The sequence below is a fragment of the Streptomyces sp. NPDC102490 genome, assembly GCF_044765285.1.
GTDB lineage: Bacteria > Actinomycetota > Actinomycetes > Streptomycetales > Streptomycetaceae > Streptomyces.
This window is the reverse complement of sequence record NZ_JBIWJU010000006.1, coordinates 254,233-268,834: the sequence shown is the minus strand read 5'-3', so window position 1 is coordinate 268,834 and position 14,602 is coordinate 254,233. Positions and strand designations below refer to the sequence as shown.

The window sequence follows — 14,602 nt, the reverse complement described above, 5'->3', positions numbered from 1 at the left end:
CTCGGACAGGAAGAATCGGGGTGCGTGGCGCCACGGAGGTGCGGTGGTGAGACGCTGCACTTCGGTCGCGTACATATGTGGGTGGCGCGGCCCGTACGGGGAGGTGGCAGGCAAGTGGTGGATCAGCTGACGCAGCACGATCCGCGGCGGATCGGGCCGTTCGAGGTGCTGGGCCGGCTCGGCGCCGGCGGCATGGGGCTGGTCTATCTCGCGCGCTCGGCGTCCGGGCGGCGCGTGGCGATTAAGACGGTGCGCACGGAACTGGCGGAGGACCAGCTGTTCCGGGTCCGCTTCACCCGCGAGGTGGAGGCGGCCCGCGCGGTCTCCGGCTTCTACACGGCGGCCGTGGTCGACGCCGACCCGCGCGCCGCGGTGCCGTGGCTGGCCACGGCCTATGTGCCCGCGCCCTCCCTCGAGGAGATAGTGAACGAGTGCGGGCCGCTGCCGGCCCAGGCGGTGCGCTGGCTGGCCGCGGGCGTCGCGGAGGCGCTCCAGTCGATCCACGGCGCGGGCCTGGTCCACCGCGACCTGAAGCCCTCCAACGTCCTCGTCGTCGAGGACGGCCCCCGCGTGATCGACTTCGGTATCGCGTCCGGCGTGTCGAACACCCGTCTGACCATGACGAACGTCGCCGTCGGCACCCCCGCCTACATGTCCCCGGAGCAGGCCAAGGACTCCCGCAGCGTCACCGGGGCCAGCGACGTGTTCTCGCTGGGCTCGATGTTGGTCTTCGCCGCCACCGGACACCCGCCCTTCCACGGCGCCAACCCGGTCGAGACGGTCTTCATGCTGCTGCGCGAGGGCCCCGACCTGGAGGGCCTGCCCGACGAACTGCGCCCGCTCATCGAGTCCTGTATGCAGATGGAGGCCACCGGCCGCCCCAACCCGGCCGACCTCCAGTCCCAGCTCGCCCCGCACCTCTTCGGCTCCGGCTCCGACGACAGCGGTACGGCGTCGGCGTGGCTGCCCGAACGGGCCGTGAGCCTGATCGAGGGGCGCCGCAACGGCCGCCCCGCGGTCAAGCCCGCCACCACGGGCGGCGGCCGCGGCCCGGGCCCGTCCGGCGCCCGCGCCCCGGTCCCGGCGCCCCCGCTGCCGCCTCCGCCCGCGCACGACCCCGTCGTACCGCCGCCGCCCGCGCACGGTCCGGCGGTACCGGCGCCCGACGGCGGGCCGGTCCGGCTGCCCGGCGCGCCGGTGCCCATCGGCCCCGGCCCGCGCGTCGCCGACCTGCGCGCCGCCGTCGTCGCCGCGCCCCCGCCGGAGTCCGCCCTCGCCGCGTCCTGGTCCCGCCCGCGCCCCGGCGTCAACGGCGCCGACCCCGTCGTACCGGCCCCGTCGTCCCCCGCGCCCCCGGAGGCCTCGCCGGCCGGGTGGCGCCCCTGGCGGTTCCGGATGTCCAACGACGTCTGGGGCACGCCGCGGGTCGCCGAGGACCTGGTCTACGTCACCTCCTTCGAGGTGCACGCCCTGGACGTGGGCACCGGGCGGCGCCGCTTCAAGACCCGGGACGTCGCCTGGTCGATGGCGGTCGCGGACGGCCGCATCCACGCCTCCGACGGGCCCACCCTCTTCGCCCTGGACGCCCGCGAGGGCACCGACCTCTGGCGTGTCCAGACGGACGCCTGGGTCTACTCCCTCCAGGCCGACCGCGGCACCGTCCTCACCGCCACCCGCGGCGGCGGCGTCCAGGCCTGGGAGGCGTCGGGCGGCCAGAAGCTGTGGGAAGTCACCGGCGCCCAGACCGACTTCGAGTCCTCCGAGGCGGGCGCCGCGCTGCACGACGGCACGGCCTACGTCTGGCAGGACGCCCGCCTGCGCGCCCTGGACGCCCGTACCGGCGACGAGAGATGGTCGTACCCGATCGGCGACGCGGCCTCCTGCGGCGGCGTCCCGGTCCGTCTCGGCCACGCCGCCGACGGCTATGTGTACGTCGCGGCCGGCACCCGGGTCCTGGCCCTGGAGGTCGCCTCCGGCCACGTCCGCTGGCACTTCGAGGCCCCGGCGGTCTTCCTGGCGCCGCCCACCTTCGTGCCGGGCCCGGCCGTGACCGGCGGCGGTGTCTACCTGGCCGACTACCTCGGCACCGTCTACGCCCTCGACGCCACCGACGGCCGCGACCGCTGGCGCATCGCGACCGAGGCCCGCTCCTCGACCGACCCGGTCCTGGTCGCCGCCGGTCACGTCCACGTGGGCAGCGGCAAGGGCCTCTACACGCTGGACGCGGTCACCGGCACCCCCAAGTGGCGCTTCCAGGCGGGCGGCGACCTCGTGGGCGCGCCCGCGGTCGCCGAGGGCCGCATCCACTTCGGCTCCACGGACCACCTGCTCTACACGCTGAAGGCCGACGACGGCCGGCTGCGCTGGAAGCTCGCCACCGGCGGCGAGATCACCGGCTCCCCGGTCGTCCGCGACGGCATCGTGTACGCGTGCAGCAAGGACCGCTGCGTGTACGCCCTGGACGCGGAGAAGGGCACGGGGACGGCCCGCACGACGTGAGGCCCGGTACGACACGGGCCCCGTACGCCGTGAGGGGCCGTGCCCGGTCGGTGACGTGTCCGTGACATCCCCGCACTAGCGTGATCTTCATGACGACACGGGGGCGAGCACTCAGGTTCACGGCGATCTCGGCACTGGTGGTCCTCAGCCTGACCGGCTTCTCGACCGGCCGCCACGGCCACGGTCACGGCGGCGACGGGGGCGGCGGGTGCAGCAGCTCCGGCCAGGACCACGACAGCTCGTCGTCCACGTCGGGCGGCGACGCCTACAAGGACGACGACGACACGTACGGCACCGGCGGCAGCGGCTACCACGACTACGACGACGACACCTACGGCGACGACACCGGCAGTAGCGGCACCGGCGGCAGCGGTGAGGCCCAGGCGGCCGTCCTGAACCTGGTCAGCTGCGCCGGAGAGGGCGAGCCGTGGTCCACCGTCGAGGTCACCAACCCGAACGGCGCCGCGTACACGTTCGCCGTCACGGTCCTCTTCAAGGACGCGGCCGGCACGACGCTCACCGAAGGCACCGAGGAGGTCACCGTCCCCGCGCAGGGGGTGACCCCGGTCCGCGTCCCCTTCGACGGCTCCGGCATCCCGGACCACTGCGAACTGGACACGACGGCGCCGGCACCGGTGTCCTGAACCGCTCCGCGCACACGTGGACCGCGGCGGCTCCCCTCCGCGCCGCCGCGGCCGATCCCCGTGTGCAGGAAGGTCTACTTGCCGTCGCCGTCCAGGTCCAGGGCGGGCGGGGCCGGCATGCTGTTGTCCATCGTGGTGATCGCGTCGCCGGTGGCGGGCTCACTCGGCATGCTGTTGTCCTGCGTCGTCGCGGCCCCGTCCTTCGGCGGCGCGGGCATGCTGTTGTCCTGCGTGGTGGCGTCCGCGTCCTTCTTCGTGTCGCTCATGAGCGTGGTTCCTCCAGGTCGTGACAGATGCGGAGACGCCCGCCCGGAAGCTCCCCCGAGGGCCGCCGGGCGGGCGTTCGGAGCCGCACACTAACGCGTGGGGCTCCCGCCTGACCGTCTGCCCCCCGACGCGACGGTCTGACGGATGTCAGACTGCCGGTCGGACATAAACGATTGCTGAACGTCCGTGTTGAGGCCCTACGGGGCCACCGGCGCGGGCGAGACGAGCGCGCGGACCTCGTTCGCTTCCGCGGCCCCGCTCTGCTCGTAGAGGTGGAGCGCCTCCTGCCAGCACGCCCTGGCCCGGTCCGCCTGGCCGAGAGCGGCCAGCGCCCGGCCGAGCAGGGTGACGACGTTGCCCCGCATCCGGTCGCCGCCGACACAGCCCAACGCGAGCGCCTGTTCCGCGTGTTGCGCCGCGGACGAGAACTGAGCGGCGGCCAGGTGCACCTCGGCGATCCGGAAGTGCGTGTTGCCCACCCAGAGCCGCTGCCGGTGGTCGCCGAAGATGCCCTGGGCGTCGACGAACTGACCGAGCGCCTCGGCGTGCCGGCCGGCCTTGGCCAGCGCCAGGCCGAGCGCGAAGTGGGCGCTGGCGCGCCGCATGGGCCGGCCCAGCTGCGAATGCGCCGCCAGGCTCTGCCGGGCGATGTCCACGGCCCGGGACACGTCGCCCAGTTCCAGGTAGGACCGGGAGAGGTTGGCGAGGGTGACGGCTTCGCCGAGCCGGTTGTCGGCCGCTCGGTGCCCCTGGATGGCCTGCTCGAAGAAGGCCTTCCCGTCGGCATGGCGGCCCTGGTGCAGACAGATGAGGCCGCGGTCGTTGGCGACCCAGCTGACCGCCGTGGCGTCGGCTGCCGAGGCCGCGAGCTCCATCGCGAGCCGCGCCTCCTCCTCGGCCTGCTGGATCCGCCCGTAGACCAGCAGGACGTTGGTGAGGGTCGTGCGGGCCCTTCCTTCGGCGCGGGCGTCCCCGGCGGTCCGGGTCGCCTCGCACATGGCGCGCGCGGTGGCCTCGTACTGGTGGGAGTTGGCACCCGACTCGATCAGGTCCTTGGCCGCCCAGAGGAGGTCGACGGCGGGCCGCAGCCGGTCCGAGCTCCGCGCCTGCCGGACGCTGGACAACAGGGCCGCCGCCTCGCTGTACAGCCAGTCCAGCGCCTTGGAACCGTCCTCGAAACGCAGCCCCGGATAGCGGGTCGGCTCCAGGTCCTCCACCAGCCGGTCGCCCGGCCGCTCGATCGCGTAGACCCCCGCCGCCGTCGCCAGGTAGAAGTCCAGCAGCCGCGACAGCGCCGCCTCCCGCTCGCTCCGCGGGTTCTCGTCCCGTTCCGCGCACGCACGCGCGTAGAGGCGGACCAGGTCGTGGAAGCGGTAGCGGCCCGGGGCCGCCGACTCGAGCAGGGACGTGTCCACCAGGGACTCCAGCAGGTCCTCCGTGTCCTCCACCGGAAGGTCCAGGACCGCCGCCGCCGCGGCGAGGGAGATGTCCGGGCCGTCCGCCAGGCCCAGCAGGCGGAAGGCGCGGGCCTGGGCCGGCTCCAGCTGGCCGTAGCCCAGCTCGAAGGTGGCCTCGACCGCCTGGTCGCCCGCCTGCAACTCGTCCAGCCGGCGGCGTTCGTCCGCCAGCTTCGCGGCCAGCACCGAGACGGTCCAGGTGCGGCGGGCGGCCAGCCGGGACGCGGCGATGCGGATCGCCAGCGGCAGGAAACCGCACGCGCCGACCACGTCCAGCGCCGCCTCCCGCTCCGAGGCGACCCGCTCCTCGCCCACGATCTTCGTGAAGAGGGCCAGCGCCTCCTCGGGCGACATCACGTCCAGGTCGACCAGGTGCGCCCCGGCGAGGTCCACCATCCGCACCCGTGCCGTCACCAGCGCGGCGCAGCCGTCCGTGCCGGGCAGCAGGGGCCGTACCTGGGCGGCGTCCCGGGCGTTGTCCAGCAGGACGAGGACGCGGCGGCCGTCCAGGACGGAGCGGTAGAGGGCGGCGCGCTCCTCCAGGGAGTCGGGGATGGCCGAGTCGGCCGTGCCCAGGGCCCGCAGGAAGGAGCCGAGCACCGCCTCCGGCTCCGCGGACCGTGCGCCCGCGCCCTGGAGGTCGACGTACAGCTGCCCGTCCGGGAAGGCGGCCCGCGCCTGGTGGGCGACGTGCACCGCGAGGGTCGTCTTGCCGACGCCGCCGATGCCGGCCAGCGCCGAGACCGCCATCACGCGGCCCGTCGTCGGCTCACCGGACGCCGCGGACAGTACGTCGCTCAGCTCCCGGACGAAGGCCGAGCGGCCGGTGAAGTCGGACACGGTCGCCGGGAGTTGCGCCGGGCGGACGGGGGACGTCGCCGTCTCCGCGGCCGGGGCCGAGGGCTCGGCCAGGCCCGGGTCGGCCCGGAGGATGCGCTGCTGGAGTTCCTGGAGGCCGGGGCGCGGGTCGACGCCCAGCTCGTCGGAGAGCAGGCGGCGGGTGTCCGCGTAGACGGCGAGGGCCTCCGCCTGGCGGCCGCTGCGGTACAGGGCCAGCATCAGCAGCTCGCGCAGGCGTTCGCGCAGGGGGTGGGCCGCCGTGAGCGCCGTCAGTTCCGAGACCGCCTCGGCGTGGCAGCCCTGTTCGAGGTCCATGTCGAGGCGGGCCTCCAGGAGTTGGAGCCGCCATTCGTCGAGCCGGACGCGCTGGGTCTGGGCGTAGGGGCCCGGCACCCCGGCCAGTACCTCGCCGTCCCACAGGGCCAGCGCGCGGCGCAGCAGGTCACGGGCGTGGCACAGGTCCCCGGCCGCTCTGGCCTTCTCGGCCCCGGCGGCCAGGTCCTGGGCCGTGGCCAGGTCCAACGCCCCCTCGGCCAGGCCCCGTACGGCGTACCCGCCCGACTCGCTGACCAGGACGCCCGGGTCGAGGACCTTCCGCAGCCGGGACGCGTAGGTGCGCACCGCCGCCAGCGCCTGCGACGGCGGTTCCTCGCCCCACAGGGCGTCGATCAGCTCGGCCGCGGTGGCCGTACGGCCCTCGCGCAGCAGCAGGGCGGCCAGCAGCGCGCGCTGCTGGGGGGAGCCGGTGGCCAGCGCCTCCTCGCCCCGCCAGGCGCGCACCGGCCCGAGCACGCCGAAGCGCAGCGCGCCCGGTTCCTCCCCTTCCGCCGGGAATCCGGGACGCCGCTGCTCCGGAACCCGCGGTCCACCGTCCATGCCGTCCCCCTAGACATCCTGAGCAACCACGTCAGTTTGCCTTGTTCATGCCGACCACGTCAGCCGTGGGAGACGCCGATCACAGGTTCTTCATGAGCTTGCCTGCCTCTGCCCCTCCAGCTCCACCCGTACCGTCAGATGCCCGGTCCCGACGCCCATCGCCCGTACCGCCATGCTGTTGAGGCGGGGCAGGCGGCGCAGGCGGGCCAGCGGGTCGTCGTCGGGCAGGAGGTGGGCCGTGCCCGGGTACCAGCGGCCCCGGATGCGCACCCGTACCCGCGGGTCGGCCCGGATGTTGCGGATGTACTGCGAGCGCTCGCCGAACTCCGAGACCAGCCAGAACGAGTCGCCCTCCCGGCGGCCGCCCACCGGGGTGCGGCGGGGGAGACCGGAGACGCGGCCGGTGGTCTCCAGGAGGGTCTGGCCGGGCAGCCGGCGCACGACGGCGTTCAGCCGGCGCTGGAAGGCCGTGACGGTCCGGTACTTCCGCTCGGGGTTCGGCGGTTTCGGCATCGTGGGTCCGCGCTCCGTCTCGCTCGGGGGGCTACGCGGTCGGTCCGGGAGCCCGGTGGTCCGGTGTTCCTGGAGACTAACTCCCCAGGAACACCGGGTTGGTGAACGCCGCCAGCGCGCCCGGCAGCGGGCCCGACGCCGCCTCGTGCCGCACCTCCGCCCGTACGTAGGCCGCGTACGAGGCGGTCGTGCGCCACTCCACCGTGCCCGCCCCGGACTCCGGCAGCGGAGCGCCGGTGAACAGCACGCCCTGGTCCGTGACGAGGCGCACCGTGCAGCGCGGGGCGCCCGTCACCTCCAGGCGGACGGTGACCGGGGTGTCGGCGTCCACCCGCAGCCGCTCGCCGATCCCGGCGTGCTCGCCCCGGCCGCCGGACGCGCTGAAGGACAGCGACACCTTCGACGACTCGGCCACGTACGACCGGCCGGCCCGGATGCCCTCCTGGATCGCCTCGCGGGTCAGGTCGTCGGCGAGGACGACGGTCTGCGGGCGGCCGATCACGTCGGGGGAGCGGTGGGAGTCGCTGCTGCCCATCGCCGGGATCCAGTCCCGCCTCCCGTCGCGCGCCGAGGCGACCAGCATGCCGTCCCAGTCGGCCAGCGCCACCTCGTCGTCGGGCGTGTAGGCGCCGTTCCACACCTCGACCGCGTCCGCCTCCCCGAAGCCGAACTTCCAGTTGCAGCCGATGCAGGTGGCGTGCGGGTGGGCCGGCACGACCAGGCCCCCGGCGCGGCGGATCTGCCGGGCGAAACGGCCGAAGCGGTTGTCGCGGGCCCGGTAGCGCCAGTCGACGAAGGTGCCGGGGTCGGTGCCGAGGGCGACGACGTGGCCGTTGCGGGTCGTCACCTCCTCGCCGAGCAGGATCAGCAGGTCGTCCCCGGCCAGGCCGGCCCAGTGCGGGTGCGCCGAGTGCGTGTTGTGCTCGGAGGAGTTGATGAAGTCCAGGCCCGCCGCCCGCGCCAGCTCCGCGATCTCGGCGAGGGTGTAGCGGCCGTCGGAGTACACGGAGTGCAGGTGGCAGTCGCCCCGGTACCAGGCCCGGCCCCGCCCCTTGGCCCGCTCGGGCGGGTACACCGGCCGCGGGGTCTCGCCCTGTTCGCCGTAGGTCAGCGTGATCGTGAGCTCGTACGCCAGGCCCTGCGGGGCGACCGTGTACGGGCCGAGCGCGATGTGCCAGGTGCCCGCCCGCACCGGCCCCGGGACGTAGCCGGGGGTGGCGTCGTCGGCGCGGACGAAGAACTCCGTGCGCGCCCCGCCCGACCAGCCGCGGAAGCCCCGGCCGCCCAGCTCGGTGCCGCGCTCGTCGAAGAGGCCGATGTCGAGCGCGTTGCCCTGGGTGCCGGCCGGGACGGCGGGGCGGTCGTAGGTGTAGGCGACGTGGATCTCGCGCACTCCCCGGGGGACCTCGACCGGGACGTACACGAAGTCGGGGGAGCCGGGCGGGAGGGTGCCGCGCACGGTCCTGGTCCGCTGTTCCCGGGGGGCCGCCGCGGCGAAGCTCACGCTTCCCAGGGTGAGCGCGGCGGCGGCTCCCGTCACGAACACCGCGCGTCTGCCGATCCCGGCGCGGTCCCCGGCGCGGTCCTGTCCCTGGTCGTGCCCGTGGTCGTGTCCGTGGTCGTCCTCGCACATGCTGCTGCTCCCAGTGTCGTCGGTGACATGACATCGGTGACATGGCATCGGTGGTGCAGGGGTGGTGCGTGCAACCCTCGTATTGAGCCGTGAACTCCCGGGCAAGGAAAGGGGTTCGGCGCATTGAGGGCCGGGAACCGTGCGGTGGGCGGCCGGGACGGGGCACCCGGCTTGATCACGCCGCTCGTATGCTCGAAGGATGACGACTTCCGCGACCTCCGGAACCGGACCCGCCGACCCCACCGGCCCCACCGAGAACTCCATGCGTCGCGCCCTCAAACGCGCCCGGGACGGCGTCGCCCTCGACGCGGCCGAGGCCGCCGTGCTGCTCCAGGCGCGCGGCGAGCACCTCGACGCCCTCACCGCGTCCGCCGCCCGGGTCCGGGACGCGGGCCTGGAGGCGGCCGGGCGGCCCGGCGTCATCACGTACTCGAAGAGCGTCTTCGTCCCGCTGACCCGGCTGTGCCGGGACAAGTGCCACTACTGCACCTTCGTCACCGTCCCCGGCAAGCTGCGGCGGGCGGGCCACGGGATGTTCATGTCGCCGGACGAGGTGCTCGACATCGCGCGCAAGGGCGCGGCCCTCGGCTGCAAGGAAGCCCTCATCACCCTCGGCGACAAGCCCGAGGACCGCTGGCCGGAGGCCAGGGAGTGGCTGGACGCGCACGGGTACGACGACACGATCGCCTACGTCCGCGCGATCTCGATCCGCATCCTGGAGGAGACGGGACTGCTCCCGCACCTCAACCCGGGCGTCATGACCTGGACGGACTTCCAGCGGCTCAAGCCCGTCGCGCCCTCCATGGGCATGATGCTGGAGACCACCGCGACCCGCCTGTGGTCCGAGCCCGGCGGCCCGCACCACGGCTCGCCCGACAAGGAGCCCGCCGTACGGCTGCGCGTCCTGGAGGACGCCGGGCGCTCCTCGGTCCCCTTCACCTCCGGCATCCTCATCGGCATCGGGGAGACCTACGAGGAGCGGGCCGAGTCCCTGTTCGCGCTGCGCAAGGTCTCCCGCGCCTACCACGGCGTCCAGGAGCTGATCATCCAGAACTTCCGCGCCAAGCCCGACACGGCGATGCGCGGCATGCCGGACGCGGAACTGGACGAGCTGGTCGCCACGGTCGCCGTCGCCCGGCACATCATGGGCCCCTCCGCCTGCCTCCAGGCCCCGCCGAACCTGGTGGACGCGGAGTACGAGCGGCTGATCGGCGCCGGGATCGACGACTGGGGCGGCGTCTCCCCGCTCACCATCGACCACGTCAACCCCGAGCGGCCCTGGCCGCAGATCGACGAACTCGCCGCGACGTCCCGGGCGGCCGGGTTCGAGCTGCGGGAACGCCTCTGCGTGTACCCGGAGTTCGTCCGGCGCGGCGAGCCCTGGCTGGACCCGCGGCTGCGCCCGCACGTGGCGGCGCTGGCCGACCCGGAGACCGGCCTGGCCCGCGAGGACGCGGTGGTCGAGGGGCACGCGTGGCAGGAGCCGGACGAGGCGTTCACCGCCACCGGCCGCACCGACCTGCACGTCACCATCGACACCGAGGGCCGTACCTCGGACCGACGCGACGACTTCGACGAGGTGTACGGCGACTGGGGCGCCCTGCGCGAGGCCGCCGCCCCCGGCATGGCCCCCGAGCGCATCGACACCGACGTACGCGCAGCGCTGGCCACGGCGGCCGACGACCCCACGCGGCTGACGGACGACGAGGCGCTCGCCCTGCTGCACGCCGACGGCCCGGCGCTGGACGCCCTGTGCGGCATCGCGGACGACGTCCGCAAGAGCGTCGTCGGCGACGACGTGACGTACATCGTCACCCGCAACATCAACTTCACCAACGTCTGCTACACCGGCTGCCGTTTCTGCGCCTTCGCCCAGCGCCGCACGGACGCAGACGCCTACACGCTCTCCCTGGACCAGGTCGCCGACCGCGCCCAGCAGGCGTGGGAGGTGGGCGCGGTGGAGGTCTGCATGCAGGGCGGCATCCACCCCGACCTGCCCGGCACGGCGTACTTCGACATCGCGCGGGCGGTCAAGGAGCGCGTGCCCGGCATGCACGTGCACGCCTTCTCGCCGATGGAGGTCGTCAACGGCGCGACCCGCACGGGCCTGTCGATCCGCGAGTGGCTGGGCGCCGCCAAGGACGCCGGCCTGGACTCGATCCCGGGCACGGCGGCCGAGATCCTCGACGACGAGGTCCGCTGGATCCTCACCAAGGGCAAGCTGCCGACGGCCACCTGGATCGAGGTGATCGAGACGGCCCACGAGCTGGGCATCCGGTCCAGCTCCACGATGATGTACGGCCACGTCGACCAGCCCCGCCACTGGCTGGGCCACCTGCGCACGCTCGCCGGGATCCAGCAGCGTACGGGCGGTTTCACGGAGTTCGTGACGCTCCCCTTCATCCACACCAACGCGCCGGTGTACCTGGCGGGCATCGCGCGGCCCGGCCCCACCCTCCGGGACAACCGTGCGGTGACGGCGATGGCCCGCCTCCTGTTGCACCCGCACATCCCCAACATCCAGACGAGCTGGGTGAAACTGGGCACGGAGGGCGCGGCCGAGATGCTCCGCTCCGGCGCCAACGACCTGGGCGGCACCCTCATGGAGGAGACGATCTCCCGCATGGCCGGCTCGTCCTACGGGTCGTACAAGTCCGTCAAGGACCTGATCGCGGTCGCGGACGCGGCGGGCCGCCCGGCGAAGTCGCGCACCACGCTCTACGGCCCGGTGCCCGAGGAGCGGCAGCGGGCGGCGCGGGACTCGGACGGGCACCTGCCGGAGCTGCTGCCGGTGCTGGACTGAGGAGCGCTGGGCGCGGGCGCGGGCGCGCGCTTCGGGGGTGCGGCGGGCGCGCAGTACGATGATCGGGCCCCCGGTGTGTCGGGGTTCTCGTAGCTGAGGAGATGCGTGCCCGTGCCTGCCCGACTTCCCTCATGGGCGTGGGTCTCCGGTCTGACCGTGGGCGCGATCGCGGCGGTGACCGTCCTGGCCGTGCAGGCGGACCAGGGGCCCCACCCCACCGCCGTGGCGACGAAGCCGAAGCCGTCGGCGTCGGCGGACGCGCACCCCACGCCGAAGGAGACCGCGCCCGCCCCGGTACCGGAGGGCTCCGGTACCGGGCGGCGCGTCGTCTACTCGGTCGGCCAGGACCGGGTGTGGCTGGTCGACGCCAGCGACGCCACCCGGCGGTCCTTCAAGGTCTGGCCGGGCACGGTCGACCCCGACCCCGGCAAGTACCGCGTCGGCACCCGCCGCCAGGACCCGACGACCGGCTCCGACGGGGTGCGGATCGAACAGATCCTGTACTTCACCCAGGAGGACGGCGTCTGGGTCGCCTTCTCCAACGCCGTGGACGGCTCCTCCCCGCCGCCGCCCGCCGACGGTGCCAAGACGGGCGGCATACGGCTGCCCAAGGCGGACGGCGACGCGCTCTGGGAGTTCGGCACGGCCGGCACGACGGTCACCGTGGTGTCGTAGGTCACCGCGGTCCCGTACGTCACCGCGGTCGCGTGGTCTCCGCCTCGCCGGACGGCAGGTGCGCCACGATCAGCACGACGCCGCTGAACAGGAGCACCCGGGTCGCCGCGTCCAGCCCGTTCCAGTCCTCCGACTGCCACATCGCGAACCACTCCCCGCCGATCGCGAGGAACCCGGCCCCGAACAGCAGCATCAGCATGAGCGTGCCGTACGTGGTGAAGCGCCGCGCGGGAGCGGGCTGCCGGCGTATCCAGAGCCAGGTCGCCCAGAGCAGCACGAGCGCGGCCGCGGTCTCCCACACGATGATCGCCACGTAGGCGGTGTCCTGGAGACCCTTGCTCGTGATCGCCCGCCACATCAGGTCGTCGTCCTTGAACGTCGTGTCCATCGCGAGGACATGGCGCACGTACTGCTGGTTGTTGTCGAAGTCCGTGATGTTCCCGAGAGCCACCAGGGCGATGTAGAGGGCGAGGACCGCGGTGAGCACGGTGGAGGCGAGTAACAGGGTGCTGCGGGGGTTCTTGGTCATGGCAGCACTATCCCCAAGCCCGGAGCCGGGCGAGCAGGCAGGTCCGGGAACGTGATCTCTTCGAGGCGTTCCGGGCTTCCCGCCCGTGCCGCGCGGTGTGTGTCGGCTCGTGAACGTTTCCACACGGTTCCGGCCCTGACCGACCACTTCCGTTCGCATACAGTGCTGGACGTCGTACGTGCGGACAGTGCCGAGGGGAGGCCCGGGTGGGCGGGACAGCCGGCGCCGTCTGGGGGCGTGCCGAGCAGCAGGACTTCCGCAGCCGGGTGCGCGGCACGCTGCTCGGTGTGGCCGTCGGGGACGCCCTCGGCGCGCCCGTCGCCGGCCTCGGCCTCGACGCGATCCGGGAGGAGCACGGCGCCGAGGGCCTGTCCGACCTCGCCCCCGCCCACGGCCGGCGCGGTGCCGTCACCCACCTCACCCAGCTTTCCCTGTTCTCCGTGGACGGGCTGATCCGCGCCCAGGTACGGCGGGACACCGGCGCCTGGCACCCGCCGACCGATCTGCACCGGGCCTACCGGCGCTGGGCCGCCACCCAGCGCGACTGGGGGCCCGACCTGCGGCGCAAGGACGACGGCTGGCTGGCCCACGAGGAGTGGCTGTACGTCCGCCGGGACCCGCCGCGCGCGCTGCTGCTCGGCCTCGGCGACGAGACGATGGGCACCCCCGAGTCGCCCAAGAACCCCGGCGAGCGCGGCCCCGAGGCCGCCGCCCGCTCGGCGCCGTTCGGGCTCCTGGTCGGCTGGGAGCCGCAGCTGGTCGCCCAGCTCGCCGTGGAGTGCGCGGCGCAGACCCACGGCCACCCCACCGGCTACCTGGCGGCGGCCGCGTACGCGGTGATCGTGCACGGGCTGGCGCGCGGCGAGAGCCTGGACGCCGCGGTGCAGCGGGCCCTGGCGCTGCTCGTCGCCCGGCCGGGGCACGAGCCCGTGACCGACGCCCTGCAACACGCGCTCGGCGCGGTGCGGCAGGGGCTGCCGGGCCCGGCCCGGGTGACCGCCCTGATCGGCGCGGGTACGGCGGAGGGCCTGGTCGCCGCCGCCGTGTACTGCGCCCTCGTCGGCGAGGACGTACGGCACGGGCTGCGGCTCGCCGTCAACCACGACGGCCCCTCGGCGGCGGCCGGCGCCCTGACCGGCGGCCTGCTCGGCGCCCTGCACGGCGAGACGGCCCTGCCCCCGGCCTGGCTGGCCGAGTTGGAGGGCCGCCCCACCGTCCTGGAACTGGCCGACGACTTCGCCATGGAGATGACCCAGGGCCCCGCCCTGCACGGCCCGGCGGGCTCGTCCCCCGGGTGGCTGACGCGGTACCCACGGGCGTAGGCCCTACGCGGAGGGCGTATGCCCTACGCAGACCCCCGGCGGCGACGGTCAGGTTTCGAGAAGCGCCGCCCCGTGGGCCGCGGCTAGCGTGGCAGCCATGGACATCAGCATTCACACCACCGTTCTCCCGCACGACGACCCGGAGGCGTCTGTCGCCTTCTACCGGGACGTCCTCGGCTTCGAGGTCCGCAAGGACGTCGGCAACGGCACGATGCGCTGGATCACGGTCGGGCCGGTCGGCCAGCCGGACGTCTCGCTGCTCCTGTCGCCGCCCGCCGTGGACCCCGGCATCACCGACACCGAGCGCCGCACCATCGCCGAGATGATGGCCAAGGGCACCTACGGGTGGCTCCTCCTGGCCACCGAGGACCTCGACGGCACCTTCGAGAAGGTGCGCGCCGGACACGCCGAGATCGTCCAGGAGCCGACCGAGCAGCCGTACGGCGTCCGGGACTGCGCCTTCCGGGACCCGGCGGGCAACCAGATCCGCATCCAGGAACTGCGCTGACCGGGCGGCCGGTGACCACGAACCGTGGCCACCGGC

11 protein-coding genes are annotated in these 14,602 nt (G+C 74.1%); 6 read left to right on the top strand and 5 right to left on the bottom strand.

What is annotated here, in order from left to right:
- The first annotated feature begins 114 nt into the window (after positions 1-114).
- Positions 115-2,499 (top strand): PQQ-binding-like beta-propeller repeat protein, encoded by a 2,385-nt coding sequence (locus ACIRGB_RS15500; RefSeq protein ID WP_403864076.1) that lies wholly within the window; start codon positions 115-117, stop codon positions 2,497-2,499.
- Positions 2,500-2,588: 89 nt separating this feature from the next.
- Positions 2,589-3,143, top strand: coding sequence for a hypothetical protein (locus ACIRGB_RS15495; RefSeq protein ID WP_403864073.1), 555 nt, complete (start codon positions 2,589-2,591; stop codon positions 3,141-3,143).
- A gap of 74 nt (positions 3,144-3,217) precedes the next feature.
- On the opposite strand, the gene ACIRGB_RS15490 is transcribed toward ACIRGB_RS15495, so the two are convergent.
- The 4 genes from ACIRGB_RS15490 to ACIRGB_RS15475 form a co-directional block, all read right to left on the bottom strand.
- Positions 3,218-3,409 carry a hypothetical protein gene (locus ACIRGB_RS15490; protein WP_403864070.1) on the bottom strand — a complete coding sequence of 64 codons (192 nt, stop codon included), beginning with the start codon at positions 3,407-3,409 and terminating at the stop codon, positions 3,218-3,220.
- A 198-nt stretch (positions 3,410-3,607) separates the two neighbouring features.
- Positions 3,608-6,583 carry a BTAD domain-containing putative transcriptional regulator gene (locus ACIRGB_RS15485; RefSeq protein ID WP_403864067.1) on the bottom strand — a complete coding sequence of 992 codons (2,976 nt, stop codon included), beginning with the start codon at positions 6,581-6,583 and terminating at the stop codon, positions 3,608-3,610.
- Positions 6,584-6,673: 90 nt separating this feature from the next.
- Entirely contained in the window at positions 6,674-7,096 is a 423-nt protein-coding gene (locus ACIRGB_RS15480) for a nitroreductase family deazaflavin-dependent oxidoreductase (RefSeq protein ID WP_403864064.1), read from the bottom strand.
- Positions 7,097-7,172: 76 nt separating this feature from the next.
- Complete coding sequence (locus ACIRGB_RS15475) at positions 7,173-8,729, bottom strand: CehA/McbA family metallohydrolase (RefSeq protein WP_403864061.1); 1,557 nt, start codon at positions 8,727-8,729, stop codon at positions 7,173-7,175.
- A gap of 199 nt (positions 8,730-8,928) precedes the next feature.
- Here ACIRGB_RS15475 and ACIRGB_RS15470 point away from each other — a divergent pair, with 199 nt between their 5' ends.
- Positions 8,929-11,532, top strand: coding sequence for a bifunctional FO biosynthesis protein CofGH (locus ACIRGB_RS15470; RefSeq protein ID WP_403864058.1), 2,604 nt, complete (start codon positions 8,929-8,931; stop codon positions 11,530-11,532).
- 111 nt (positions 11,533-11,643) lie between these two features.
- Positions 11,644-12,207 carry a hypothetical protein gene (locus ACIRGB_RS15465; protein WP_403864055.1) on the top strand — a complete coding sequence of 188 codons (564 nt, stop codon included), beginning with the start codon at positions 11,644-11,646 and terminating at the stop codon, positions 12,205-12,207.
- A gap of 19 nt (positions 12,208-12,226) precedes the next feature.
- On the opposite strand, the gene ACIRGB_RS15460 is transcribed toward ACIRGB_RS15465, so the two are convergent.
- The gene (locus ACIRGB_RS15460; RefSeq protein ID WP_403864052.1) at positions 12,227-12,736 is read right to left on the bottom strand and encodes a DUF2165 domain-containing protein; all 510 of its coding nucleotides are present in this window, start codon (positions 12,734-12,736) and stop codon (positions 12,227-12,229) included.
- A 206-nt stretch (positions 12,737-12,942) separates the two neighbouring features.
- Between ACIRGB_RS15460 and ACIRGB_RS15455 the strand changes: the two genes are divergently transcribed.
- Complete coding sequence (locus ACIRGB_RS15455) at positions 12,943-14,058, top strand: ADP-ribosylglycohydrolase family protein (RefSeq protein WP_403864049.1); 1,116 nt, start codon at positions 12,943-12,945, stop codon at positions 14,056-14,058.
- 97 nt (positions 14,059-14,155) lie between these two features.
- Positions 14,156-14,566, top strand: coding sequence for a VOC family protein (locus tag ACIRGB_RS15450; RefSeq protein WP_403864046.1), 411 nt, complete (start codon positions 14,156-14,158; stop codon positions 14,564-14,566).
- Positions 14,567-14,602: the final 36 nt, after the last annotated feature.